General features: G+C 68.4%; 20 protein-coding genes and 2 pseudogenes. 15 read left to right on the top strand and 7 right to left on the bottom strand.

What is annotated here, in order from left to right:
* The first annotated feature begins 15 nt into the window (after nt 1-15).
* Nucleotides 16-1,392, top strand: coding sequence for a DUF1329 domain-containing protein (locus BM297_RS04795; protein ID WP_092428846.1), 1,377 nt, complete (start codon nt 16-18; stop codon nt 1,390-1,392).
* Nucleotides 1,392-2,555, top strand: coding sequence for a helix-turn-helix transcriptional regulator (locus BM297_RS04790; protein ID WP_092428844.1), 1,164 nt, complete (start codon nt 1,392-1,394; stop codon nt 2,553-2,555). The genes BM297_RS04795 and BM297_RS04790 overlap by 1 nt, the downstream gene beginning before the upstream one ends.
* A 12-nt stretch (nt 2,556-2,567) precedes the next feature.
* Here BM297_RS04790 and phaC read toward each other — a convergent pair whose 3' ends face one another.
* Nucleotides 2,568-4,274, bottom strand: coding sequence for a class I poly(R)-hydroxyalkanoic acid synthase (gene phaC / locus BM297_RS04785; protein ID WP_092428842.1), 1,707 nt, complete (start codon nt 4,272-4,274; stop codon nt 2,568-2,570).
* 158 nt (nt 4,275-4,432) lie between these two features.
* Nucleotides 4,433-4,573 (bottom strand): annotated as a pseudogene (locus tag BM297_RS22095) (DUF4172 domain-containing protein); the annotation flags it as partial.
* A 382-nt stretch (nt 4,574-4,955) separates the two neighbouring features.
* On the opposite strand from BM297_RS22095, the gene BM297_RS04775 reads away from it, so the two are divergent.
* Entirely contained in the window at nt 4,956-5,186 is a 231-nt protein-coding gene (locus tag BM297_RS04775) for a hypothetical protein (protein ID WP_092428840.1), read from the top strand.
* A 9-nt stretch (nt 5,187-5,195) separates the two neighbouring features.
* On the opposite strand, the gene BM297_RS04770 is transcribed toward BM297_RS04775, so the two are convergent.
* Nucleotides 5,196-5,981, bottom strand: a complete 786-nt coding sequence (locus BM297_RS04770; protein ID WP_092428838.1) for an enoyl-CoA hydratase — start codon at nt 5,979-5,981, stop codon at nt 5,196-5,198.
* A gap of 139 nt (nt 5,982-6,120) precedes the next feature.
* On the opposite strand from BM297_RS04770, the gene BM297_RS04765 reads away from it, so the two are divergent.
* The 12 genes from BM297_RS04765 to BM297_RS04710 all read left to right on the top strand — a co-directional run bounded on the left by BM297_RS04765 (nt 6,121) and on the right by BM297_RS04710 (nt 20,284).
* A complete protein-coding gene (locus BM297_RS04765; RefSeq protein ID WP_092428836.1) occupies nt 6,121-6,903 on the top strand; it encodes an SDR family oxidoreductase in 783 nt (260 codons plus the stop codon).
* Between the two features lie 74 nt (nt 6,904-6,977).
* Complete coding sequence (locus tag BM297_RS04760) at nt 6,978-7,937, top strand: bifunctional MaoC family dehydratase N-terminal/OB-fold nucleic acid binding domain-containing protein (protein ID WP_394328007.1); 960 nt, start codon at nt 6,978-6,980, stop codon at nt 7,935-7,937.
* Between the two features lie 10 nt (nt 7,938-7,947).
* Nucleotides 7,948-9,081, top strand: a complete 1,134-nt coding sequence (locus tag BM297_RS04755) for an acyl-CoA dehydrogenase family protein (RefSeq protein ID WP_092428832.1) — start codon at nt 7,948-7,950, stop codon at nt 9,079-9,081.
* Nucleotides 9,053-9,472, top strand: a complete 420-nt coding sequence (locus BM297_RS04750; protein WP_092428830.1) for a MaoC family dehydratase — start codon at nt 9,053-9,055, stop codon at nt 9,470-9,472. The genes BM297_RS04755 and BM297_RS04750 overlap by 29 nt, the downstream gene beginning before the upstream one ends.
* A gap of 17 nt (nt 9,473-9,489) precedes the next feature.
* A complete protein-coding gene (locus BM297_RS04745) occupies nt 9,490-10,665 on the top strand; it encodes a lipid-transfer protein (RefSeq protein WP_092428828.1) in 1,176 nt (391 codons plus the stop codon).
* Between the two features lie 10 nt (nt 10,666-10,675).
* Nucleotides 10,676-11,845 (top strand): acyl-CoA dehydrogenase family protein, encoded by a 1,170-nt coding sequence (locus BM297_RS04740; RefSeq protein ID WP_092428826.1) that lies wholly within the window; start codon nt 10,676-10,678, stop codon nt 11,843-11,845.
* Between the two features lie 118 nt (nt 11,846-11,963).
* Nucleotides 11,964-13,154: an acyl-CoA dehydrogenase family protein gene (locus BM297_RS04735; protein ID WP_092428824.1), complete on the top strand. Its 1,191-nt coding sequence runs from the start codon at nt 11,964-11,966 to the stop codon at nt 13,152-13,154.
* Between the two features lie 10 nt (nt 13,155-13,164).
* On the top strand, nt 13,165-14,319 hold the full coding sequence (locus BM297_RS04730) for an acyl-CoA dehydrogenase family protein (RefSeq protein WP_092428822.1): 1,155 nt from the start codon (nt 13,165-13,167) through the stop codon (nt 14,317-14,319).
* A 16-nt stretch (nt 14,320-14,335) separates the two neighbouring features.
* On the top strand, nt 14,336-16,024 hold the full coding sequence (locus tag BM297_RS04725) for a class I adenylate-forming enzyme family protein (RefSeq protein WP_092428821.1): 1,689 nt from the start codon (nt 14,336-14,338) through the stop codon (nt 16,022-16,024).
* 220 nt (nt 16,025-16,244) lie between these two features.
* Nucleotides 16,245-17,621 carry a DUF1329 domain-containing protein gene (locus BM297_RS04720; RefSeq protein ID WP_092428820.1) on the top strand — a complete coding sequence of 459 codons (1,377 nt, stop codon included), beginning with the start codon at nt 16,245-16,247 and terminating at the stop codon, nt 17,619-17,621.
* A 157-nt stretch (nt 17,622-17,778) separates the two neighbouring features.
* Complete coding sequence (locus tag BM297_RS04715; protein ID WP_092428818.1) at nt 17,779-18,570, top strand: SDR family NAD(P)-dependent oxidoreductase; 792 nt, start codon at nt 17,779-17,781, stop codon at nt 18,568-18,570.
* Nucleotides 18,571-18,697: 127 nt separating this feature from the next.
* Nucleotides 18,698-20,284 (top strand): amidase, encoded by a 1,587-nt coding sequence (locus tag BM297_RS04710; RefSeq protein WP_092428816.1) that lies wholly within the window; start codon nt 18,698-18,700, stop codon nt 20,282-20,284.
* Between the two features lie 81 nt (nt 20,285-20,365).
* On the opposite strand, the pseudogene BM297_RS04705 reads toward BM297_RS04710, so the two are convergent.
* The 4 genes and pseudogenes from BM297_RS04705 to BM297_RS04690 all read right to left on the bottom strand — a co-directional run.
* Nucleotides 20,366-20,656: pseudogene (locus tag BM297_RS04705) on the bottom strand (helix-turn-helix domain-containing transcriptional regulator); the annotation flags it as partial.
* Nucleotides 20,657-20,851: 195 nt separating this feature from the next.
* Nucleotides 20,852-21,718, bottom strand: a complete 867-nt coding sequence (locus BM297_RS04700) for an SDR family NAD(P)-dependent oxidoreductase (protein ID WP_092428814.1) — start codon at nt 21,716-21,718, stop codon at nt 20,852-20,854.
* Between the two features lie 129 nt (nt 21,719-21,847).
* A complete protein-coding gene (locus BM297_RS04695) occupies nt 21,848-22,288 on the bottom strand; it encodes a nuclear transport factor 2 family protein (protein ID WP_092428812.1) in 441 nt (146 codons plus the stop codon).
* A gap of 65 nt (nt 22,289-22,353) precedes the next feature.
* The gene (locus BM297_RS04690; RefSeq protein ID WP_092428810.1) at nt 22,354-24,483 is read right to left on the bottom strand and encodes an FAD-dependent oxidoreductase; all 2,130 of its coding nucleotides are present in this window, start codon (nt 24,481-24,483) and stop codon (nt 22,354-22,356) included.
* Between the last annotated feature and the right edge of the window lie 47 nt (nt 24,484-24,530).

Raw genomic sequence — 24,530 nt, 5'->3', positions numbered from 1 at the left:
GAAGGGGAGGGACCCATGAAGAAGCACACGCAACTCGCCAGCCTGCTCGCCTGTGGCGCGCTGTTCGCGCTCGCCACGCCGGCGCTGGCCAAGACCGATGAAGCGGCCCAGCTGGACAGCAGCACCTACACCTGCATGGGCGCCGAGCGCGCCGGCAACGCCGACGGCAGCATTCCGGAGTATTCCGGCAAGTGGCTGGGCGCGCCGCCGCACGTGAACTTCCAGGGCACCGGCAACCATCCGCTCGATCCTTATGCGGACGAAAAGCCGCTGTTCACCATCACTGCGGCGAACATGGCCGAGCACGCGCAGTACCTCACCGACGGCATGAAGGCGTTGTTCCGGCTGTATCCCGATACCTTCAGCATGCCGGTCTATCCCTCGCATCGCGACTTCCGCTTCAACGACAGCGTGTGCCAGGCGACCAAGGCCAACGTCGGCTACGCCCACCTGACCGATGACGGCGAGGGTGTGGTGGCCAAGACCGGCGGTACGCCCTTCCCCATGCCGAAGAGCGGCCTGGAGCTGTTGAAGAACGCCTCGCTGTTCACCGTGCGCCCATGGACCGAGGAATATGTCTCGGACAACGCCTATGTGGTCAGGGACGGCAAGGTCAACTGGGGGCGCGTCCACTCGAAGAACCTGGCGCCGCATCTGGAGCCGGGGCGCATCGGCGACACCAGCGGCCAGTCGTCCTTCTACCTCAACGAGACCCTGCTGCCGCTGCGTGACAAGGGCGAGGTGAACACCGGCATGGAGTTCTGGAACGACAAGACCGAGCCACGCCAGAGCTGGCGCTACGACCCGGGTACCCGCCGCGTGCGCCAGGCCCCCGGTTATGGCTTCGACATGGCGTTCCCCGGTTCCGGCGGTTCCATCACCGTGGACGAGGTGCGGCTGTTCAACGGTTCCGGCCAGCGCTACGACTGGAAGATCGTTGGCAAGGAGGAGCTGTACATCCCCTACAACGCCTATCGCATCCACTCGCCGCAACTCAAGTACGCCGACCTGATCAAGCCCGGTCATATCGACCCGACCCACATGCGCTACGAGAAGCACCGCGTGTGGGTCCTGGAAGGCACCCTCAAGGCCGACTACCGGCACCTGTACGGCAAGCGTCGCCTGTACATCGACGAGGACACCTGGTTCCCCATCGTCGCCGACAACTACGACAGCCGTGGCGAACTCTGGCGCACCTCGATGCTCAACTTCTTCTACGCCTACGAGACGCAGACGCCGCAGGCCGGTGTCGGTCTGTACCATGACCTGCTGGAGAAATCCTACCTGGCGTTCAACCTGATCAACGAGCAACCCAAGGGCTACAAGCTGAACGCCCCGAACTTCCGGGCGGCGATGTTCGGGCCGGAGGCGGCGCGGCGGGGAGGTCTGTGATGGACGGGGCAGGGGGCGCCTGCGCCCCTTGCCTCGCGGCGGGCACCAGCTACGCCGAACTGCAGGGGTTGATCGGTCTGGTCTACGACGGCCTGCTCGAGGACAAGCCGTGGAGCGGTTTGCTCGACGCCCTGCGCCGGCAGTTCGGAGCCAACTACGCGTCGCTGACCATCCGCCTGCCGAGCGCGGAGGATCGCGGCCTGGTGGTGTTCGCCGGCGAGGCGCGGCCGCACATCCACGCCCTCTACAGCAGCTCGCTGTACGCGGTCGATCCGTTCGTCAACCTGCCGCACGACACCGTGGTGATGCTCGAGGAGCTGATCGACGAGCGCGAGTGGCTGGGCAGCGTGATCTACCGCGATTTCCTCGAACCGTTGCAGGTTCGCTACATGATGGGCGCCGACATCCGCAGCGACGACGGCCGCGAGCGCGAATTCCGCCTGCGCCTGAGCCGTCCGCCGGAAAGCGGGCCGTTCAGCGAGACGGAGCGCGCGCTGTGCGGCCTGCTGCTGGCGCACCTCAAGCGCGCGCTGCGCCTGTACGCGCACCTCGACCGGGTCGAGAGCGCCTGCCGCCTGTATGTCGGCACCCTGGAGCGCATGGGTATCGGCTCGATCCTGCTCGACGAGCAGGGCGGCATCTTCAGGATCAACCGCATCGCCGAGGACATCCTCGCCGAACGGGACAGCCTGCAGCTGCACAACGGCATGCTCGAGGCCATTTCGCCGCGCGACGACCGCCGCCTGTGGCGGCTGATCAAGCAGGCGGCTGCTGGCCGCAACGGTACCGGTCTGGTGGAAGCCATTGCCCTCGACCGCGCCGGCCAGCGCGGCAGCCTCAGCGTGCTGGTGCGCAGCATCCCGCTGACCGCCAGCGCCGAAGCCGGCCGCGCGGCTGCCGTCGAGCTGATCCTGCGCGACAGCAACCGCCCGGCGCAGCCCTCCGAACCCCTGCTGCGCCAGCTCTACCAGCTCACCCCGGCCGAGGCCGCGCTGGCCGTGCTGCTCGGCGAGGGCCTGACCCTCGAGGAGACCGCCTCCAGGCTGGGCATCAGCCGCAACACCGCGCGCAGCCACCTGCGCGCGGTGTTCGCCAAGACCGGGGTGAAGCGGCAGACCGCGCTGGTGCAGCTGTTGCTGTGCAGTGTGGTGGCGATGGATTGAGGGGGGCTTGGGTCAGCTGCGGGCCAGCACGTACTGGCCAGGGGCGGCCTCCAGCGGCGGGTAGTCGGCCGAGCCGAGGCGGGTGACCGGCTTGCCCTGTTTGCCGGCATGCTGGCCCAGCCAGTTGGTCCAGTCGAGCCACCAGCTGCCGGGTTGTTCGGTAGCGCCTTCCAGCCACTGATCCGGGTCGGCCGGCAGCGCATCGCTGGTCCAGTAGTTGCGCTTGTTCTTCGAGGCCGGGTTGATGATGCCGGCGATGTGTCCCGAAGCACCGAGCACGAAGCGGGTCGGCCCCTTGAGCAGACGTGAGCTGGTGAAGGCGCTGCGCCATGGCACGATGTGGTCCTCGCGGGCGCCGACGACGTAGGTCGGCATGTCTAGCTTGGACAGGTCGAGGGTTTCGCCGCAGACCTCGAGCTTGCCGGTCTTCAGCTCGTTCTGCAGGTAGGTGTGGCGCAGGTACCAGCAGTACATGGCCCCGGGCAGATGGGTGTGGTCGTTGTTCCAGTAGAGCAGGTCCAGCGAGCGCGGCTTCTGGCCCTTGAGGTACTTGTCGACGCCGTAGTTCCACCACAGCTCGTTGGGGCGCAGCAGGGAGAAGGTGTTGCCCATGTCCTCGCCGCGGAACAGGCCGTAGTGGCCGTCCGCGCCGCCGATGGCGTGCTCGCGATAGCGGACGATCTTCTCGTCGATGAACACCCCGAGCACGCCGGGGTCCTCGAAGTCGAGCAGGGTGACCAGCAGGGTCAGGCTGGCCGCCGGCTTTTCGCCACGCGCGGCGAGCACGCCGAGGCCGCAGGCCAGCAGGGTGCCGCCGACGCAGTAGCCGAGCAGGTTGAGCTGCTGCTCGCCGCTGATCGCCTGGGTGACCTTGATCGCCTCGACGATGCCCTGCTCGACGTAGTCGTCCCAGGTGGTGGCGGCGAGGCTTTCGTCGGCGTTGCGCCAGGACGCCAGGTACACCGGATGGCCCTGTTCCAGCGCATTGCGGACGAAGGAGCTCTCCGGCTGCATGTCGAGGATGTAGTACTTGTTGATCGCCGGCGGCACCAGCAGCAGCGGACGCTTGTACTGGGTTGCACTCTGCGGCGCGTACTGGATCAGCTGGAACAGCGGGTTCTGGTAGACCACGTGGCCGGGTGTGGTGGCCAGGTTGACGCCCACCTCGAAGGCAGCGCTGTCGCACTGGCGCAGCTTGCCTTCCTTGAGGTCGCTGGCCAAGTGTAGCAGGCCGCTGAACAGGCTGGCCCCGCCGGAGTGTACCGCGCGCTCGAGCGCTTCCGGGTTGCTGCCCAGGCAGTTGCTCGGCGCTCCGGCGGCGATCAGTTGCTCGACCAGGAAGACGAGTCGCGTGCGCAGCTTGGCCGAGTCGATTGGCAGCAGATCGAGCAGACGCATCAGGAAGCGCGAGTTGAGCAGGTACAGCGCCGCCAGCGAACCGAACAGCGGCTGGTTCCAGGCGCTGCCGGCAAAGCGCGAGTCGGTGAAGGCGAACGGCTGGTGGGTGAGCACCTGCATGCCGAGGGTGGCCCATTCGCCGTTGTATTCGCTCTGCAGGCGCTCAAGGGCGGCGGCGTCGACCTCGAACCAGGCATCGGTGTCATGGTCCCGGAACCAGGGACTCTGGCGAACCCAGGAGCGCAATGGCTCCAGGGCTGCGCGGGCAACGAAAGGCAGGTTGGCCGAGAAGAAGGCGGAGAAGGGCGGCATGTTGTGCATTTTTTACCCGATGTTCTGCAAATAAGGTCCCGCATCCGCAACAGAGGCAAGATCGCGTGGCCGGATGGGCAGGCAATCTAGGGGTTGGTGCTGGCAACTGCTTACCATCCTGCGACAGACGTTTAGCATTGCGTGACAGGCATGCCGGCGGCGCTTGCGGCGCTGGCCTTGGAGACATTGGCGACGGCCTGGTACTGGGCGGCACTGATGCCGTCCGCGAAGCCGCGTTCGCCGCCATTCAGCAGTCGGTTGAGCACCTTGATCTGCTCGGCCTACAGCGTCTCCCCGCGGTGCCGCTGCCTGATCCAGCGGGAATGTTCCATCGTCGGCCTGCTCGCGGGTGATGAGCCGAATACGGGTTTTATTCGGCTCATTTGGTGAGCCGATTGTGGTGGCTATTCGGCTCTGGGGTCAGCCGGGCAGGTCCAGGAGCGGGCCGGACAATCGTGCCCGCCGTTCGGTAAGAAAAGCCGGGTAGGGCTCGCAGGGTGCACCCTACGGCAAGATGTGCGAGTCATTCCGACTCGCTGCGTAGTCTGGATGACAGCAGTGGTTCATGTCGATTTGACTGCAAATTCCAGAGCGCTGCGCTAGGTTATTGATCTGCAAGGCCCCGCACGCCTGGCACGCTTCCTGATTGGTTATCTGCACATTGTGAAAGCAGTCGTGGAGGTATCTGACATGTCTGGCGTGCTCGAATCCCCCAGAAGTGTGTTCAACCTGGCCAACAACCTGGTGCTGTCCGGCGTGGCGATCCTGATCGTCGGCGTGCTCGGCGCCTATTGCTTCGACGAGGCCATCGGCCTCGGCATGGTGGTCGGCTCGCACATGCTGACCATCGTCGGCCCGTCGCTGGTCAAGCTTGGCTATGTGATGCGCCTATCGGTGCAGGACAAGCTGGTCGCCTGCTGAGGAACGGCCTCAGCGCCCCTCGAAACGCGGCTTGCGCTTGTCGATGAACGCCTGCATGCCTTCCTTCTGATCGCGCGAGGCGAACAGCAGGGCGTTGGCCTTGCGCTCCAGGGCCAGGCCGGTCTCCAGCGAGGCATCCAGGCCGGCGATGATCACTTCCTTGATCTGCTCGGCGGCCAGCGGCGGCATGCCGGCGATGTCGCGCGCCATCTCCAGGGCGCGTTCCTGCACCTCGGCGTCGTCGACCAGTTCGCTGACCAGGCCGGCCACCCAGGCCTCCTCGGCGCTGATCGGCCGGCCGGTGAGGGCCATGCTCATGGCCTTGGCCTTGCCCACCGCGCGCACCAGGCGCTGGGTGCCGCCGATGCCGGGCATGATGCCGATGCGGATTTCCGGCTGGCAGAACTTCGCGCCGCGGCCGGCGACGATGATGTCGGCGAGCATCGCCAGCTCGCAGCCGCCGCCGTAGGCGTAGCCGCACACCGCGGCGATCACCGGCTTGGGACAGTGCTGGATCGGTGCCCAGACCCGCTCGGTATGTCGCTGGTAGATGTCGATGGCGCCGACGCCGGCCATGCTGGTGATGTCGCCGCCGGCGGCGAACACCTTGTCGCCGCCGGTGAGCACGATGCAGCGCACCGCCGGGTCGCTGCCCAGTTCGCTGAAGTGCTGCGAGAGCAGCGCCTGCAGCTCCAGGCTCAGCGCGTTGGTGGCCTGCGGCCGGTTCAGGCGCAGCCGCGCCACGCCCTCGCTGGGAAAGTCGAGAAGCACGGGAAGAAGGTTGTCGGCGGACATGCGCGACCTCTCTATAAGGCAGGAGGGATGGGCGCATTGTTCGCAGGCTTCGGACTGTCACTCATCGTCCGTTTGAACGACGAGTGCGGCGCCGGCCTGCCCCTAGAGTGAAGCCATGCAGCTATGAAAGGAGCATGCAATGGCCACTCAGAACCTCGATTTCGCCGGCAAGGTGGTGCTGGTCACCGGCGGCACCAAGGGCGTCGGCGCGGGCATCGCGCAGAGCTTTCTCGCCGCCGGCGCCCGCGTGCTGGTCTGCGGTCGCAACGCCCCCGAGACCCTGCCCGCGGCCGACGGCCGCCAGGCCGAATTCCTCACCGCCGACGTGCGCGACGCCGACTCGCTGGCCACCCTGTTCGCGGTGATCGAGGAGCGCTGCGGGCGGCTCGACGTGCTGGTCAACAATGCCGGCGGCAGCCCGCACGTGCTGGCCGACGAGGCTTCGCCGCGCTTTCACGAGGGCATCATCCGCCTCAACCTCATCGCCCCGCTCAACGTCGCCCAGCACGCCAACCGGCTGATGCAGCGCCAGGAGCAGGGTGGGGTGATCGTCTTCATCGGCAGCATCAGCGCCCTGCGTCCTTCTCCGGGCACCGCTGCCTACGGCGCGGCCAAGGCCGGCGTGCTGGCCCTGGTCACTTCGCTCGCGGTGGAGTGGGCGCCCAAGGTGCGCGTGGTCACCGTCAGTCCGGGCCTGGTGCGCACCGAACAGGCGCACCTGCACTACGGCGACGAGCAAGGCATCGCCGCCGTCGGCGCCACCATCCCGGCTGGGCGCATGGCCAGCCCCGAGGACATCGGCAACGCCTGCCTGTACATCGCCTCGCCGCTGGCCGGTTACGCCAGCGGCTGCAACCTCCTGCTGCACGGGGGCGGGGAACGTCCCGCCTTCCTGTCGGCAGCCAATTCCGCCCATCAATGACCGAAGCCGGCGCGCCCGCCGTGCGGCGGTGCGCCCTCAACTCCGAGGAGAACATCTTGGCTGAACAAGAATTCATGCCCGCCGTGCGGGCCATGGTGGGACGCGAGTACGGTCGCGTCTACGCCTGGGACGTGGTCAACGCGCCGATGATCCGCCAGTGGTGCGAGGTGATGGGCGTCGACAATCCGCTCTACACCGACGCCGACTACGCGGCCAGCAGCGAGCACGGCGGCATCGTCGCGCCGCCGGCCATGCTGCAGGCCTGGTGCCTCGAAGGCCTGCACATGAACAACTATGCGCCGGGCTCGACCGACGAGAACCCCTACGAGGTGCTCAAGCTGCTCGAGGCCAACGGCTACGCCTCGGTGGTGGCGGTGAACTCCGAACTCAGCTTCGCGCGCTACCTGAAGCTGGGCGAAAAGCTCTACTACACCACCCGCCTCGACGCGGTGGGCGAGGAGAAGACCACGGGCCTGGGCACCGGCTTCTTCGTCACCCTGATCATGAGCTTCTTCTCCGAGAAGCCAGAAGGCGACGAGCCGGTCGGCCAGCTGCTGTTTCGCGTGTTCAAGTTCCGCCCGGCCAATCCGGTCAAGGCGGTGGAGCAGGGCGAGGCTGCGGCGGCGATCCCGAAGATCAAGCGCTCCAAGCCGGGCATCAGCGACGACAACCGCTTCTTCTGGGAAGGCTGCGACAAGGGCCAGCTGCTGATCCAGCGCTGCACCGCCTGCAGCACCCTGCGTCATCCGCCGGCACCGGTGTGCAGCAGCTGCCATTCCTTCGACTGGGACAGTCAGGTGGCCAGCGGCAAGGCGACCCTGTACTCCTTCGTGGTCATGCACTACCCCGAGGTGCCGCCGTTCGACTATCCGAACCCGATCGGCCTGATCGAGCTGGAGGAGGGCGTGCGCCTGGTCGCCGGGCTGGTTGGCGTCAAGCGCGACGAGCTGGCCATCGGTCAGGCCCTGCAGGTCGAGTTCCACACCTTCGATGACGAGCTGACCCTGCCGATGTTCCGGCCGGTTGCCGAGTGAGGAGCGCAGCATGGATTTCGAACTGAACGAGGAACAGCGCGCTATCGCCGAGATGGCCGGCAGCCTGTTCGCCGACTACTGCACCGACGACCGCCTGCGCGCCTTCGACGGCTCCGGCGAGCCGTTCATGGCGCCGCTGTGGCAGAGCTGCGTGGAAACCGGTCTGCATGCCCTGGCCATCCCCGAGGACCTCGGCGGCAGCGGCCTGGGCATGACTGAACTGATGCTGGTGCTGGAAGCCCAGGGCCGCGCGCTGGGGCAGGTGCCGTTGTGGCGTCACCAGCTGGCGGCGGCGCTGTTGGGCCGCTTCGGCGGCGAGCGCGCCCTGCCGCTGGTGCGGGCGGCGGCCGAGGACTCGCTGCTGCTCGGCCTGTCGCTGGACGGCCAGGGCCGGGCGCTGGGCATCGAGTTGGAGGCCCGCCCGCGGGTCAACGGCTGGAGCCTGGATGGCCGGGTTGCGGCGCTGCCGCAGGGCGGCCAGGCCGGCGCCGCCGTGGTGCTCGCCCAGTTCCCGCAGGGGCCGCGACTGGTCGTGCTGGAGCTGGATAGCCAGGGGGTGAGCCGCATCCCCGGCGTGCTGACCCACGGCGAGGCGGTGGCCGACCTGCAATTGAGCGGCGTGCTGATCGGCGCCGACCAGGTGCTGCCGGAGGCCGCCCTCGACTGGCTGGAAAGCCGCGCCATCGCCGCGCTGGCCGCCCTGCAGCTGGGCGTCTCCGCCGAGCAGATCCGTCGCACGGTCGAGTATGTCAGCGAGCGCAAGCAGTTCGACCGCGCCATCGGCAGCTTCCAGGCGGTGCAGATGAGCATGGCCGACGCCCACATCGCGCTTGAAGCGCTGCGCTCGTCGCTGTGGCAGCTGGTCTGGCGCCTCGACGCCGGCCTGCCGGCCAACGCCGAGGCGCTGGCGACCAAGTACCTGGCCTGCGAGGCCGGCCACCTGGTCGGCCACAAGGCGCAACACGTGCACGGCGGCATCGGCGTCGACCTGACCTACCCGATCCACCGCTACCTCTACTGGAGTCGCGCCCTGGGCATCACCCTGGGCGGCGCTGCCGCAAGCCTCGAGCGCCTCGGCGACTGGCTGGCCAACAACGACAAGCTGGGATGGAAATATGACCTCGAAGAAAACCAAGGCATTTGACGACGTGCGTCCCGGCGAAGCGCTGCCGGAGCTGGCGATCCCGATCACCGTGCAGCTGATCGCCGCCGGCGCCATCGCCACCCGCGACTACTTCCCCGGCCACCACGACAAGGACGCCGCGCGCGAGCTCGGCTCGCCCCACGTGTTCATGAACATCCTTACCACCAGCGGCCTGGTGCAGCGCTACATCGAGGAGTGGGCCGGTCCCGCGGCGCGCTTCGCCGATCTGAAGATCAAGCTGGGCGCGCCCAACTACCCGGGCGACACCATGACCTTCAGTGGCGAGGTGAGTGCCCGCGACGAGGCCAGCCGCACCGTGCAGGTGGCGTTGAAGGGCAAGAACTCCATGGGCAACCACGTGACCGGCACGGCCACGCTGATGCTGCCGTAAGGCGCAGGAGACAGGATATGAGCAGCAATTCAATTTCCGGACGCGCGGCCATCGTCGGCCTCGGTGCGACCGAATTCTCCAAGAACTCCGGGCGCACCGAGCTGCGCCTGGCCATGGAAGCGACCCTGGCCGCGCTGGCCGACGCCGGCATCGACCCGTCCGAGGTGGAGGGCTTCAGCTCCTACACCATGGACAACGTGCCCGAATACGAGGTGGCGCGTCTGCTCGGCTGCAAGAACGTCAAGTTCTTCTCGCAGATCCCCCACGGCGGCGGCGGCGCCTGTGCGCCGCTGATGCACGCGGCGATGGCCGTGGCCACCGGCGTGGCCAAGGTGGTGGTGGTGTACCGGGCGATGAACGAGCGCTCCTGGTACCGCTTCGGCAAGCCGCATGACTTCGGCGGTGCGCCGATCTTCGACGCGGTCAACTACGGCTGGTACATGCCGCACGGCCTGCACACCCCGGCCGCCTGGGTCGGCATGTTCGCCCAGCGCTACATGCACACCTACGGCGCCACCTCGGAAGACTTCGGCCGCGTCGCGGTGGCGGTGCGCGACTTCGCCGCCACCAACCCGGCGGCGTTCTTCTACGGCAAGCCGATCACCCTCGAGGAGCACCAGGCCTCGCGCTGGATCTGCGAACCGCTGCACCTGCTCGACTGCTGCCAGGAGTCCGACGGCGCGGTGGCCATGGTCATCACCTCGGCCGAGCGCGCCCGCGACCTGCGCCAGAAGCCGGTGATCATCAAGGGCGCCTCGCAGGGCATCGCCGAGGGCCAGCAGAGCATGACCTCGTTCTACCGCGAGGACATCACCGGCCTGCCGGAGATGGGCGTGGTGGCGCGTGAGCTGTACGCGCAGTCCGGCCTCGGCCCGCAGGACCTGCAGACCGCGGTGATCTACGACCACTTCACCCCGTTCGTGCTGCCGCAGCTGGAGGAGTTCGGCTTCTGCAAGCGCGGCGAGGCCAAGGACTTCATCCGCGACGGCCTGCACGCCCGCGGCGGCAGCCTGCCGATCAACACCCATGGCGGCCAGCTCGGCGAGGCCTACATCCACGGCATGAACGGCGTGGCCGAGGGCGTGCGCCAGGTGCGCGGCAGTTCGGTCAACCAGGTTGCCGACGTGGAGAACGTGCTGGTCACCGCCGGTACCGGCGTGCCCACCAGCGGCCTGATCCTGGGCGCAGCATGAGGAGCGCGACATGTTCGTCGATCTGACCCCCGAGCAACACGCCCTGCGCCTGAAGGTGCGGGACTACTTCCAGAACCTGATGACCCCCGAGCTGCGCAGTGAGCTGCGCGGCAAGGAAGGCGGCGACCTGTACCGCCAGACCATCCGCCAGATGGGCCGCGACGGCTGGCTGGCGGTCGGCTGGCCGAAGGAGCACGGCGGCCAGGGCTACGCGGCCACCGAGCAGCTGATCTTCTTCGAGGAAGCCAACATCGCCGGCGCGCCGCTGCCGTTCGTGACCATCAGCACGGTCGGCCCGGCGCTGATGGAGAACGGCAGTGCGCTGCAGAAGGAGAAATTCCTGCCCGGCATCGCCGCCGGCGAGATCATCTTCGCCATCGGCTACTCCGAGCCGGACGCAGGCTCCGACCTGGCCGTGCTGAAGACCACCGCGCGCCCCGAGGGCGACCACTTCGTGGTCAACGGCAACAAGCTGTGGACCTCCGGTGCCGAGGCGGCCGACTACATCTGGCTGGCCGCGCGCACCGATCCGGAGCGCCCGCGCCACAAGGGCGTGTCGATCCTGATCCTCGACACCCAGTTGCCCGGCTTCTCGACCACGGTGATCCCGACCTGCAGCAACCCGACGGCGGCCACCTACTACGACAACGTCAAGGTACCGGCCGACATGCTGGTGGGCGAGCTGCACGGCGGCTGGAAGCTGATCACCGCCCAGCTCAACCACGAGCGCCTGGGCCTCGGCTCCTGGTCGGACAAGGTCGCCGGGCTGTTCCGCCGCGTCTACCTGTGGGCGAAGAGCGCCGATGAGCAGGGCCGCAAGGCCATCGACAAGGCCTGGGTGCGCAGCGCGCTGGCCGAGTGCTACGCGCGTCTGGAAGCCATGCGGCTGATCAACTTCCGCATCGCCGCCGACCTCGAGCGCGGGCAGATGGACGTGGCGCTGGCCTCGACCACCAAGGTCTACGGCGCCGAGTCGGTGATCGAGATCCTGCGCAAGCTGTCGGAGATCGTCGGCGCCAATGGCCTGCTCCGCGAAGGCTCGGCGGCGTCCTTGCTGCAGGGCGAGCTGGAGTACGAGGTGCGCGCCTCGGTGACCCTGACCTTCGGCGGCGGCACCAACGAGATCCAGCGCGAGCTGATCGCCCAGTTCGGCCTGGGCATGCCGCGCACCGTTCGCTAAGCGGCGGGGACACATCGGTCGGGACTTGGGTACAGTGCGCTGACCGGGTTCCGACCGTCACCGCCCCGGCTGCGCTTGCGGTGTTTTCCCCGCGCTGAGAATAAGAGGATAAAAAGGCATGAGCGCCATCGACGATTTTCGCCAAGACACGCGGGCCTGGCTCGAAGCCAACTGCCCGCACTCGCTGCGCACCCCGACGCCCGAAGGCGAGCTGGTGTGGGGCGGCAGCAAGATCGAATTCAGCAGTGAAGACCAGCGCCTGTGGTTCGAGCGCATGCGCGACAAGGGCTGGTTCTGCCCCGACTGGCCGCGCGAGTACGGCGGCGGCGGGCTGTCGCCTGCCGAGCTGGCGGTGCTGGAAAGCGAGCTGCGCCGCCTCAAGTGCCGGCCGCCGCAGATCAACTTAGGGATATGGATGCTCGGCCCGGTGCTGCTCGAATACGGCAGCGAACAGCAGAAGCGCGACCTGCTCACCCCCATGGCGCGCGGCGAGATCCGCTGGTGCCAGGGCTTCTCCGAGCCGAACGCCGGTTCCGACCTGGCCAGCCTGAAGACCAGCGCCCGCGACGAGGGCGACCATTTCGTGGTCAACGGCACCAAGATCTGGACCTCCTACGGCGACAAGTCCGACTGGATGTACGCGCTGGTACGTACCGACCCGAGCGCGCCCAAGCACCTGGGCATCAGCCTGATCGTGCTGGACATGCGCTCGCCCGGCATCAGCGTCAGCCCGATCGACCTGATCAGCGGCAAGTCGGCGTTCTGCCAGGTGTTCTTCGACAACGTCAAGGTGCCGAAGAGCCAGTTGATCGGCCCGCTCAACGGCGGCTGGACGCTGGGCAAGAGCCTGCTGCAGCACGAGCGCAAGGCCATGTCCAAGTTCGGCGAAACCAGCCTGCCGAACCACTTCCACCTGCTGCCGCTGCTCGAGCGCTACCTGCCCGAACCGCGCAGCGCGGCCGACCAGGCCCTTCACAGCCGAGCGCTGGTCTGCGCGATGGACGAGCACGCCTACGCCCTCACCGTGCAGCGCATGGGCGAGGAGGCGCGCAGCGGCCAGGACATCTCCGGGCTGATGGCGATCATGAAGCTGGTGCACAGCGAGCAGGATCGCGAGAAGTTCGAGATCCTCCTCGATGCCCTCGGCTATCACGCCCTCGGTTGGGAAGGCGATGCCTTCACCGGCGAGGAGCTGGCGATCACCAAGGCCTGGCTGAACGGCTTCGCCCTGACCATCGCCGGCGGCGCCTCCGAGGTGCAGCTCAACGTCATCGCCAAGCGGGTCCTCGGCCTGCCGGACGCCAAGTGAGGAACACGCCATGAGCCTGATTTTCAACCAAGAACAACGGCTGCTGGCCGACACCGCGCGCGAATTCCTCGCCGCGCGCAGTCCGGTGGCCGCGCAGCGCCGCCTGCGCGACGAAGCTGCGCCGCTCGGCTTCGACGCCGCCCTGTGGAGCGAGATCGTCGAACTGGGCTGGAGCGCCATCCCGTTCCCCGAAGATTTCGGCGGCCTGGACTTCGGCTGCCAGAGCCTCGGTCCGCTGTTCGAGCAGATCGGCCGCAACCTCTCCGCCAGCCCGCTGCTGTCCAGCGTGGTGCTCGGCGGCTCGCTGCTGCAGCTGGCCGGCACGCCCGAGCAGCAGGAGCGCTGGCTGCCGGCGCTGATCGGCGGCGAGCAGCGCCTGGCCCTGGCCATCGACGAGACCGGCCGCCACGATCCGCTGGCCACCACGCTGCGCGCCGAGCGCACTGAAGGCGGCTTGCGGCTGTCTGGCGGCAAGCTGTTCGTGGTCGACGGCGTCGGCGCCGATGGCTACCTGGTGGTGGTGCGCACCGCCGGACAGCGCGGCGAGGCTCACGGCCTGTCGTTGCTGCTGGTCGAGGCGGGTACGCCGGGGCTGAGCGTGCGACCGGCGGCGCTGATCGACTCGCGCAACTGCGCACGCCTGCAGTTCGACGGCGTGGTCGTCGGCGCGGATGCGCTGGTCGGCGAACTCGACAACGGCCTGGCCGTGCTGGAGACGGCGCTCGATCGCGGCCGTGTGTGCCTGGCCGCCGAACTGCTCGGCGCCGCCGAGACGCTGTTCGCCACCACCCTCGAATACCTGAAGACCCGCGTGCAGTTCGACGCACCGATCGGCTCGTTCCAGGCCCTGCAGCACCGCGCTGCGCGGTTGCATGTGGAGCTGGCGCTGGCGCGCAGCGCGGTGATGGGCGGCCTGGCCGCCCTCGACGATACCGGCCTCTCCGCCGCCGAGCGCGGTCGCCTGGCCAGCCTGGCCAAGTGGAAGGCCGGCGTCGCCGCCGACAAGGTCAGCAACGAGGCGGTGCAGCTGCACGGCGGGATCGGCGTCACCGACGAGCTGGACGTCGGCCTGTTCCTCAAGCGCATCCGCGTCGCCCAGGCCTGCCTCGGCGACAGCGATTACCATTGCCAGCGCTATGGTTCGCTGACCGAATCGCAGACCTGAGCACAGGAGATACGACATGACGCTGGAAAACTGGCAAGCCGCCTGGCAGCAACTGATCGGCCCTGGCTCGCCCTATGAAGTGGTCACGCCCGGCGACGGCGGCACGCGCTACTTTCGCAACGCCGCACCGGACCTGCTGACCGCGCTGAACGCCGGGCGCGTGCATGGCGAGCGCGAGTTCGTGGTCTGGGAGGAGCAGCGGCTGACCTTCGCCGAGTTCTTCGCCCAGGCCGACCGCCTGGCCGCCCAGCTGCGCGGCCGCTTCGGCGTGCAGAAGGGCGACCGCGTGGCCATCGCCATGCGCAACCAGCCGGCCTGGCTGGTCGCCTTCGTCGCCGCGGTGGCCAGCGGCGCCATCGTGGTGCCGCTGAACAGCTGGGGCCAGCGCGAGGAGCTGCTGCACGGCCTGGAGGATTCCGGGTCGCGGGTGCTGCTCTGCGACGCGCAGCGCCTGGCGCTGATCGAGGGCGACCTCGAGCCGCTCGACCTGCAGGCCATCGCGGTCGCTGCCCCAGGGCTGAGCGCGCGGGTACACGACTATGCGGCGCTGCTCACCGAGGCGGTGGCGCCGCTGCCACCGCTGGAGTTCCAGGCGGACGATCCGCTGCTGATCCTCTATACCTCCGGCACCACCAGCAAGCCCAAGGGCGTGCTGTCCACCCATCGCGCCGTGTGCCAGGCGCTGGCCGCCCTGGAGTTCCAGGGCGCCTTCGCGGCGATGAGCTCGCCCGGACGCATCCGCGCGCTGCTGGACAGCGGCTTCGCGCCGACCTCGCTGATGGCCGTGCCGCTGTTTCACGTCAGCGGTCTGCACGCGCAGTTCCTGCTCGCCCTGCGCGGCGGCCGGCGCCTGGTGCTGATGTACAAGTGGGACGCCGAGCGCGCCCTCGACCTGATCGAGCGCGAGCGCTGCACCCAGTTCAGCGGCTCGCCGGCGATGATGCAGCAGCTGCTGGCCTCGCCGCGTTTCGCCAGCGAGGCCACCGCCAGCCTGTTCGGCCTGGGGCTAGGCGGTGCGGCGGCCAACCCGGGACTGCTGGCGCAAGTGACCAGCGTCAAGCCGAACGCCATCGGCGGCGCTGGTTACGGCATGACCGAGAGCAACAGTCTCGGCGCGGCCATCGGCGGCGACCAGTTCGTCTACAAGCCAGCCTGCGTCGGCTGGCCGCTGCCCATCGTCGAGGTGCGCATCGGCGACTCCCCCGACTCGCCCCAGGCGCCCGGCGCGGAAGGGCAGATCTGGCTGCGTTCGCCAACCCTGATGCGCGGCTACTGGCAGCAGCCCGAGGCGACCGCCGAGGCGCTGCAGGGCGGCTGGCTGGCCACCGGCGACGTCGGCTGTGTGGACGACGAGGGCTTCCTGAGGATCACCGACCGCATCAAGGATCTGATCAACCGTGGCGGCGAGAAGATCGCCGCCGCCGAGGTCGAGGCCTGCGCCTGCGGCCTGGATGGGGTGATGGAGGCTGCGGCCTTCGCCGTGCCGGACGAGCGGATGGGCGAGGCGGTGGCGCTGGTCGCACGGGTGCGTGAGGGCAGCGGGGTGGACGAGGTGGCGCTGCACGCGCACATCGCCGCCCACCTGGCGGCCTTCAAGGTGCCCGAGCACGTCCTGCTGAGCAGCACCGAGCTGCCGCGCAACGCCTCCGGCAAGCTGCTCAAGCGCGAACTGCGCGAGGATTTCCTGCGCCGTTTCCTGCGCTAGAACCGCCTTTCCAGACGCGTCCCCGATAGCGCCCGCCCCCGAGCTTCCCCGGAAGTCTCGGGTGCGGGCGCTGGCGTTTTCCGCTGCCTGGAGCAGGCGCCAGGCCTCCCGGCCGGAAGCGGTTTCTTGTAGTCCTGATGGACGATGATGCGGAGTCGCTGCATTGGGAAACATGGACTCCGGCACCAAAGCCGGACCACCCCATCGGAGACCAACAACAATGAACAGAAAAGGTGTTGCGCTAGCCATAGCGCTGGCGGTCAATGCAGGCCTGATCGCCAGCGCCCACGCCAAGGTAAGCCCCGAGGAAGCCGCCAAGCTCGGCAAGGAACTCACCTGTACCGGTGCCGAGCGTGCCGGCAATGCGGACGGCAGCATCCCCGCGTTCACCGGCAAATACCTGGGGGAGGTGCCCGGCTGGAATCACGTGCGTTTCTCCGGACAGAAGCCGGTCGACCCCTACGCGGACGAGAAGCCGGTCACCGTGATCACCGCGCAGAACATGGCGCAGTACGCCGAGCGCCTGAGCGAAGGCCAGAAGACGCTGCTCAAGCGCTACCCGGAGACCTACAAGATCAACGTCTACCCGGGGCACCGCGACTACCGCTACCCGGACTACGTCTGCGAGCGGGCGAAGAAGAACGCGCTGACCGCCGAGCTCGAGAACGGCGGCATGGGCGTCAAGGGACTCGGCCAGGTGCCGTTCCCGATTCCGAAGAGCGCCATGGAAGTGCTGTGGAACCACCAGCTGCCGGCGCGTGCCTTTACCGAGGACAATATCCGCGACATCGCCAGCGTGCTGCCCAATGGCAAGATCGCCTGGGGCCGCACGTGGCAGCGCAACATGTCGCAGGCCAACGACCCGAAGGTGGAGCCGGACACCGCCACCGGCATGCAGGCGATGAGCTGGAACACCACGCTCTCTCCCCAGCGCGAGAAGGGCACCATGAACGTCTCCCACGAGCCCTACAACTTCGAGACCAGCACCCGTCAGGCCTGGACCTACAACCCGGGCACCCGGCGCGTGCGCCAGTTGCCGGGCTATGGCTATGACCAGCCGATGATCGGCACCAACGGCACCATGATCATCGACGAGGACCGCCTGTTCAACGGCGCCCCCGATCGCTACCAGTGGAAGCTGCTCGGCAAGCGCGAGATGTACGTTCCCGCCAACGCCTTCAAGGCCAACAGCGGTGACGTCAAGTACGCCGACATGCTGACCCCCAACCATCCCAACCCCGACGTGCTGCGCCACGAGCTGCGCCGCGTCTGGGTGCTGGAGGCGACCATCAAGGAAGGCTTCCGCCACCTGTACAGCAAGCGCGTGATGTTCATCGACGAGGACACCTGGAGCGCCGTGATGGCGGACAACTACGACGCCCGCGGCGAGCTGTGGAAGTTCGCGTTCATCAACTACTACTACCACCCCGACATGAGCGCCTGGCAGGCGGGCTCGTCCTTCTACCACGACCTCAACTCCGGACAATACGTCGGTTACAGCCTGACCAACGAGTCCAAGCGCGGGCCGATCCTCAACGAAGGCAAGTACGTCCCCTCCATGTACACGGCTGACGCCATCCGCGCGCAGGGTCGCTGAGTCCCGCAGGACGCCGGCTGCGGCTGCTGCCTCAGCCGGCACAGTCAACCCATGCCGCCCGCCCGACCGGTGGGCGGCATCTTCATTGTGGAGCAGTGGGCTCGTCCTGCCGGGTAGCAGGCGAGCCTGTCTGCGCAAGGCGCACGAGGAGTGGAGCATGGACAAGTTGAAGGGGCGGGTGGCCATCGTCACCGGTGCCGGCATGGGCATCGGCCGCGGCATCGCCGGTGCACTGGCCCGCGAGGGCGCCAGCGTGCTGGTGGCGGAAATCGACGCCGCCGCCGGCGAGCAGACCGCGGCCTGGCTGCGCGAGGCGTGGGGCGTGGACGCCGCCTTCCAGGCGGTCGACGTCACCGACAAGGCCCAGGTGCAGGCCATGGTCGAGCAAGCCATCGCCCGCTTCGGCCGGCTGGACATCCTGGTCAACAACGCCTGGCGCGGTTCCGGCTTCGCCCGCCTGGAGAACCTCAGCGACGAGCGTCTGCGCGCCGGCTTCGACATGGCGGTGATGGCCGCCTTCTGGGCCATGCAGGCGGCCCTCCCGGAGTTCAGGAAACGCGGCGGCGGGCGCATCATCAATTTGTGCTCGCTCAACGGCGTCAACGCCCACCTGTACAGCGCTGACTACAATGCCGCCAAGGAAGCCCTGCGCACCCTGACCCGCAGCGCCGCCCGCGAATGGGCCGCGGAGCAGATCTGCTGCAACGTCATCTGTCCCGGCGCGATCAGCGAGGCCTACCGCAAGTTCGCCAGCGCCAACCCGGACAATGCCGCAGCCATCGCCGCCGCCAACCCGATGGGCCGCGTCGGCGATCCGCTGGACGACATCGGCCCGGTCGCCGTCTTCCTGGCCAGCGACGATGCCCGCTACCTGACCGGCAACACCCTGTTCGTCGACGGCGGAGCGCATATCAACGGCGTGGCCTGGGCGCCGCAGGTGAAAGACTGACCGCGCAATCAATTCGCCCTGGCGGGGTATTGTTGGCGAATAGATTCGCCCCTACAGGTAACATGCCAGTGCCCTGCGTCGCGGTGCCGACAGCCGATCGAACAACAACAAATTAGAGGCAAAAATTATGGATAAGGCTGGTGTCCCACAGGGGCAACAACAGATCGAGTCTGACCACGGGCTGCAGCTCCAGCGCCGCAGCCTGCTCAAGGCCGGCGCCGTCCTCGCCGGTGCGAGTCTGCTGCCGCGCTTCGGCTTTGCCGCCGATACCGGCGTCTCGCCGCGCGAATACGCTGCGCTCGACGCCACGGCCATGGCTCAGGAAGTGCGCCGCGGCGCGATCAGCGCCGAGGAGCTGCTGGCCGCCGCCCTGCAGCGCTGCGATGCGGTCAATCCCAAGGTGAATGCCGTGGTGATGCGCCACGACGATTACGCCCGCAGCCTGATCGCCGCACGGCGCAGCCAGGGACTGATCCGCGAGGGCGCCCTTGCTGGGGTGCCCATGCTGGTCAAGGACCTCAACACCTTCCTGACCGGCACCTCGACCAGCAACGGCTCGCGCTTCTTCAAGGATGCCCCGCCGGCCAAGTACACCAGCACCCTGATCGCCCGCTACGAGGCCGCCGGCGCGCTGGCCTTCGGCAAGACGGCGGTGCCCGAATTCGGCCTGACCACCACCACCGAGTCGCAACTGTGGGGGCAGACCCGCAACCCCTGGAACCTGGCGCACAGCGCCGGCGGCTCCTCGGGCGGCGCCGCAGCCGCGGTGGCGGCCGGCATCATCCCGGCCGCCCATGCCACCGACGGTGGCGGCTCGATCCGCATTCCGGCCTCCTATTGCGGCCTGTTCGGCCTCAAGCCCAGCCGCTACCGCACGCCCAGCGGCCCCGGCAAGTTCGAGAGCTGGTTCGGCGCCAGCGTCGCCCACGTGGTGTCGCGCAGCGTGCGCGACTCGGCGCTGCTGCTCGACGTCGGGCAGGGCCACGAACCGGGCAGCCCCTACTGGCTGCCGCCGCTGGAGCGGCCCTTCGTCGACGAGGTCGGCCGCGCCCCGGGCAAGCTGCGCGTGGCGCTGCTCGACCAGTCGCTGACCGGCCTGGCCCTGGATGCCGACATCCGACGGGTGCTCGACGAGACGGTCAAGCTGCTGCTGTCGCTCGGCCACGAGATCGAGCAGATCCCGCTGCCGGTGCAGCCGCAGCAGGTGTTCGGCGCCCAGGGCGCGGTCACCGGCACGGCCCTGCTGACCAGCATCCGTGACCGCGAGCAACTGCTCGGCCGCAGCGCCGGCGAGGGCGACCTCGAGCAGGTCACCCGCAAGGTGCTCGAGCGCGCCCAGGGCGTGACCGGCGAGGGCCTGTACCGCGCGCGCCAGTCGTTCGAGGCGGTCAGCCTGGCGATGGAGGCGCTGTTCGAGCGCTTCGACGTCATCCTCTCGCCGGTCACCGCCACGCTCACCCCGGAACTCGGCAAGCTGCGCCTCAGCCAGCCCTGGGACGACTACGCGAGTGCCGCCACCGGCAGCGCCGCCTTCACCGTGGTCGCCAACGTCAGCGGCCAGCCGGCCATGTCGGTGCCTTCCGGCTGGAGCACCAGCGGCCTGCCGGTCGGCATGATGTACACCGCGCGTCTGGGTGGTGAAGGTCTGCTGCTGCGCCTGGCCGGCCAGCTGGAGCGCGAGCGGCCGTGGCAGGGGCGCAGGGCGGCAGTCTGAGCGTAGCTGCAGCTGCAAGTGCGGGCGTGAGGGGCGGGGGCAGCAGGGGCTGCTCCCGCAGGCGTTCCGGCCAGCGGTTCGTCAGGCGGCACTCACCGCATGGACCTGGATATCCACGCCCAGTTTGGCGCGAATGACGGCAAAGATGGCGGCCAGGTTGTCCATGCTGAGGTTGCCGCTGGCAGAGAGCATGCGGTGCAGGCTCTTGCTGGGCTTGGCTGTCTCGCGGGACAGCTCCTCGAAGCCCACGGTCGCATTGACCAGATCGCGGAGAATCACGCGAGCGGCTTCCGGCTCGCCATTCAGGAACAGGGTGGCCGCTTCGTCCAGGAGCGCCTGGGCGAAGGCGGGATCACGCTGAGCGCGCTCTGCCCAACGACCGGCCGGCGCAGGTCATGCGGTTAGCGCGGCTGATGAGTCGCAGGTGCTCCAGAGGCACCGGAGTGGGCAGGGCAGCCAGGCTGCCCGCCCCGGAGGGGCAACTCAGACCGCACGGCCGGCGCGGAAACCGGAGGCGATGGCGCCTTCGATGTAGCCCAGCTCGTTGCCGTCGCCGATACTCCGGTTTCAGCCCTTGGGTGGTGCGGCAGGTACATTGTCGAGTTCGGTCAGACCGTCCAGCGAGCACACGGGAATTTTCAGTTCTTCCAGCAGATTCAAGCTGAAGGCAATGCGCCCGGTCAGTGATTGCTGCGGGCCTGAGCACAGTGCCAGGGCGGCTTCCGCCATGGCTTCAATGGGCTCAAAGAACGCCACATCATCGATACTGCCGCTGTCTAATGCCCCTTCGCTGGCGACCGCCTCGACGGGCGCCAGGCTGTTGATGGCGATCGACTGGCTGGCCAGTTCCATCGCCCAGCCGGCGGTCAGTCGCTCCAGTGCCGCCTTGGTCGAGCCGTACAGGCTGGGCGAGGCGGTGTTATGAAAGCGGTAGGCGCGGTCATCGGCGCCGTAGGGGCCGTGATGGGGCTTACGCGCGGTATCGCTGGACAGGTTCAGAATCCAGCCACCGCCGCGTTCGAGCATGGACGGAATAGCCAGTTGGGCGAGGTGCAGCGGAGCAATGAAGTTGATCCCCAGTGACAGCTGAACGTGCTTGGCCTGCTGCTCGCGAGTGGGGCTGAAGCGGGCAAACGCGGCGTTGTTCACCAGGATATCGACGCCGCCAAAGTGCTCTAGGGTCTGCGCCATGATTCGCTCGCGATCCTCTTCCTTGGCCAGGTCACCGGTGACGCTCAGGCATTCGCCGCCACGCGCGCGGATGCGCTCGGCGGTCTCCTGCAGGGAGCCGGGCATCCGGCCACCGGGTTCACTGGTCCGCGCGGTGATTACCACGCGGGCACCTTCGGCGGCGAAGCGTTCGGCGATGGCGGCGCCGATGCCGCGGCTGGCACCGGTAATGATGGCGACTTTATTGGTCAGACTGTTAGGCATGATGAACTCTCAGTGATGGCGGTAGCGGCGTTGAACATGTTCCTGGTTGGTGTTCTTGTCCAAGGGCCAACCTCTAGAGATTTATTCAGGGGGCTAAACCTGATGCGCTGGATGAATCCGCTGCCCCGCTCAGCGCGCGGAGTAGTTCTGCAGGTGACGGCTCAGGTCGCCGGCCAGATCCAGTCGATACTCCCGCGCCGTGAAACACCACTCCCCGTCGATACGCGCAAAGCTATCCAGGTAGCGGCCGCTGGCGATGACCTGCAGGGGGAGCTGCTCGGTGGCCTGGAACACGGTGTAGCAGGAGCGGGCAGTCGCCGTACCGGCAGCCTCGTCGATCTCGACAATGGGGTTGCTGATCAGGTGGCGGGTACGCGGGGTGCCGCAGGGGTAGAGCACGATGATCCGCCGCCACAGGGCGAGCAGGCCGGCGTGGTCCAGCGTGCCATTGCCGCCGGCGACGATGCGCGCATGGCGAAACAGCGCGGCGGCGTCTTCGAGCTGTCCAGCGTCGATGGCTTCGGCGTAGCGGTAGAGCAGGTTGTGAATGGCGAGGGCTGCAGCGGTCATCGGCAGGGCTTCCTGGGGAAGTGGTGGTGCGGCCGCAGCGGGGGAGCCCCGCTGCGGCCGCTGGCTCAGACCGCGCAGCCGGCGCGCAGGCCGGAGGCGATGGCGCCCTCGATGTAGCCGAGCTGGTCGCAGTCGCCGATGCGGCTCACCGGCAGGCCGCTGGCGGCCAGGCTGCGGGCCAGGCTGTCGTCCGGTTCGGCGCCGCTGGCGAGGACCACCGAGTCGGCGGCGATCTGCATGGCGATGCCCTCGGCGCTGACGTAGCTGACCTTGTTGCGGCCGATGCTGCTGACCTGCACGCTGGTGAGCAGTTGCCCGCCGTGCTGCTTGATGCCGTGCAGCACGCGCCAGCGGCGCACGATGGCCAGTTCGCGGCCGAGGTGGCTGCCGCTCTCCAGCACGCAGACCTCGCGGCCGCGCTCGATGAGGAACTCGGCCAGCTCCAGGCCGACCAGGCCGCCACCGACGATCACCACGCGCTTGCCCAGCGGCATCCACACGTGCGAGAGCTTCTGCATGGCGGCGGTGCTGTCGGTGACGCCGACCAGGCTGCCGGCCTTCATCATGGTGCGCTGGGTCAGCGACAGCTTGCGCTTGGCGATCTCGTCGGCGCGGTCGCCGGTGAGCAGGCGGCGCAGTTCGTCGCCGCTCCACACGTGGTCCTGGTCGGCGCCGGCGATGTCCGGCGCGGCGCGCCGCGCGCCGCTGGCCACCAGCACGGCGTCGGCGTTCAGTTCGCGCAGCAGCTCGGGCGTCGCCTCGCTGTTGAAGCGGATCTCGATCGGCTGGTTGCGCACCTGGTGCACCAGGTTGTCGAGCAGGCGGCCGTTCTCGGCGTAGGCGAGGGCGGCGAAGAACAGGGTGCCGCCGAGGCGGTCGCTGCGCTCGATCAGGGTCACGCGGTGGCCGCGCTGCGCCGCTACCCGCGCCGCTTCCATGCCCGCCGGGCCGCCGCCGACCACCACCACATGGCGCGGCGTGGCGGCCGGGCTGATGACGATGTCCGCCTCGTGCCCCGTGCGTGGGTTGACCGCGCACTTGACCCGCTGGTTGATGAAGATCTGGCTGACGCAGACGTAGCAGTAGATGCACGGGCGGATGTCGGCGACGCGGTTCTCGATCAGCTTGTTGGGCAGTTCGGGGTCGGCCAGCAGTTTGCGGCCCATGGCAATGAAGTCGCAGCGGCCCTGGGCGATGGCGGTGCTGCCGACCTCAGGTTCGATGCGTCCGACGGCGATCACCGGGATGTCGACTTCCTTCTTGATCGCCGCGGCCCAGTCGAGGAAGCCCGCCGGTTGCTGGACCAGCGGCGCCTCGGTGAAGGCCACGCCCTCGGTGACCGCGGCGTAGGCGGACACGCTGACCGCATCGGCGCCGGCAGCCTCGGCCATCACCGCCACCGTCTTGGCGTCCTCCAGGGTGATGCCGCCGGGGGTGCGCAGCTCGTAGGCGTCCAGGCGCAGCCACACGGCGAAGTCGGGGCCGACACGCGTGCGCACCGCCGCCAGCACTTCCATGAGCAGGCGCGCGCGGTTCTCCAGCGGGCCGCCGTACTCGTCGTCGCGCTGGTTGTAATAGGCAGAGAGGAAGCCGGCGATGATGTAGTTGTGCGCGGCATGGATCTCCACGCCGTCGAAACCGGCACGCTGGGCGCGCTCGGCGGCGGCGGCGAACCACTCGACCATCTGCGCGATGTCGGCCTGGTCCATCACGCGGATCGCCGCGCCGCCCTCGCGGCGCTTGGCCGAACTGACGAAGGTGGCCAGCTCCTCGGGGGTGAGGGCGGCCATCATGTCGGTCTTGGCCGGCGGCGGCAGCGACGGCACCCAGATCGGCCGGCCTTCGGCCATGTCGCGTACGGCGTTCTTGCCGGCATGCTGCAGCTGCATGGCGATCTTCGCGCCGTGCTGGTGCACGCGACTGGCCAGCGCGGTCAGGCCGGGCAGGAACTCGTCGGAGGACACGCCGACCTGGTAGGGCTCGGCGGTGCCGGCCGGATAGGCGATGGCGCATACGCCCATGATCAGCAGGCCGGCGCCGCCGGCGGCGCGCTCCTCGTAGTAGGCCTGGATGCGCTCGCCGCAGTGGCCGTCGCTCTCGGCGAAGTTGGAGCCCATTGGCGCCATCACGATGCGGTTGCGCAGTTCGAGCTTGCCGATGCGCCCGGGGGCGAGCAGGTGGGTGAAGCTGGTCATGATCGGATCGTCCCTTGCTGGCTGCTAGCGGCGGTGCCGCACACAGC

The organism is Geopseudomonas sagittaria (genome assembly GCF_900115715.1).
Classification (GTDB): Bacteria; Pseudomonadota; Gammaproteobacteria; order Pseudomonadales; family Pseudomonadaceae; genus Geopseudomonas; species Geopseudomonas sagittaria.
This window is presented reverse-complemented; position numbering and strand designations above follow the sequence as displayed.

Bases quoted from the DNA above. Each gene is read 5' to 3' on its own strand.
- BM297_RS04730 (WP_092428822.1), top strand. From the start codon at position 13,165: ATGAGCCTGATTTTCAACCAAGAACAACGGCTGCTGGCCGACACCGCG.
- phaC (WP_092428842.1), bottom strand. From the start codon at position 4,274: ATGCACAACATGCCGCCCTTCTCCGCCTTCTTCTCGGCCAACCTGCCT.
- BM297_RS04735 (WP_092428824.1), top strand. From the start codon at position 11,964: ATGAGCGCCATCGACGATTTTCGCCAAGACACGCGGGCCTGGCTCGAA.
- BM297_RS04740 (WP_092428826.1), top strand. From the start codon at position 10,676: ATGTTCGTCGATCTGACCCCCGAGCAACACGCCCTGCGCCTGAAGGTG.
- BM297_RS04775 (WP_092428840.1), top strand. From the start codon at position 4,956: ATGTCTGGCGTGCTCGAATCCCCCAGAAGTGTGTTCAACCTGGCCAAC.
- BM297_RS04710 (WP_092428816.1), top strand. From the start codon at position 18,698: ATGGATAAGGCTGGTGTCCCACAGGGGCAACAACAGATCGAGTCTGAC.
- BM297_RS04700 (WP_092428814.1), bottom strand. From the start codon at position 21,718: ATGCCTAACAGTCTGACCAATAAAGTCGCCATCATTACCGGTGCCAGC.
- BM297_RS04765 (WP_092428836.1), top strand. From the start codon at position 6,121: ATGGCCACTCAGAACCTCGATTTCGCCGGCAAGGTGGTGCTGGTCACC.
- BM297_RS04715 (WP_092428818.1), top strand. From the start codon at position 17,779: ATGGACAAGTTGAAGGGGCGGGTGGCCATCGTCACCGGTGCCGGCATG.
- BM297_RS04720 (WP_092428820.1), top strand. From the start codon at position 16,245: ATGAACAGAAAAGGTGTTGCGCTAGCCATAGCGCTGGCGGTCAATGCA.
- BM297_RS04760 (WP_394328007.1), top strand. From the start codon at position 6,978: ATGCCCGCCGTGCGGGCCATGGTGGGACGCGAGTACGGTCGCGTCTAC.
- BM297_RS04745 (WP_092428828.1), top strand. From the start codon at position 9,490: ATGAGCAGCAATTCAATTTCCGGACGCGCGGCCATCGTCGGCCTCGGT.
- BM297_RS04755 (WP_092428832.1), top strand. From the start codon at position 7,948: ATGGATTTCGAACTGAACGAGGAACAGCGCGCTATCGCCGAGATGGCC.
- BM297_RS04795 (WP_092428846.1), top strand. From the start codon at position 16: ATGAAGAAGCACACGCAACTCGCCAGCCTGCTCGCCTGTGGCGCGCTG.
- BM297_RS04690 (WP_092428810.1), bottom strand. From the start codon at position 24,483: ATGACCAGCTTCACCCACCTGCTCGCCCCCGGGCGCATCGGCAAGCTC.
- BM297_RS04750 (WP_092428830.1), top strand. From the start codon at position 9,053: ATGACCTCGAAGAAAACCAAGGCATTTGACGACGTGCGTCCCGGCGAA.
- BM297_RS04695 (WP_092428812.1), bottom strand. From the start codon at position 22,288: ATGACCGCTGCAGCCCTCGCCATTCACAACCTGCTCTACCGCTACGCC.
- BM297_RS04725 (WP_092428821.1), top strand. From the start codon at position 14,336: ATGACGCTGGAAAACTGGCAAGCCGCCTGGCAGCAACTGATCGGCCCT.
- BM297_RS04790 (WP_092428844.1), top strand. From the start codon at position 1,392: ATGGACGGGGCAGGGGGCGCCTGCGCCCCTTGCCTCGCGGCGGGCACC.
- BM297_RS04770 (WP_092428838.1), bottom strand. From the start codon at position 5,981: ATGTCCGCCGACAACCTTCTTCCCGTGCTTCTCGACTTTCCCAGCGAG.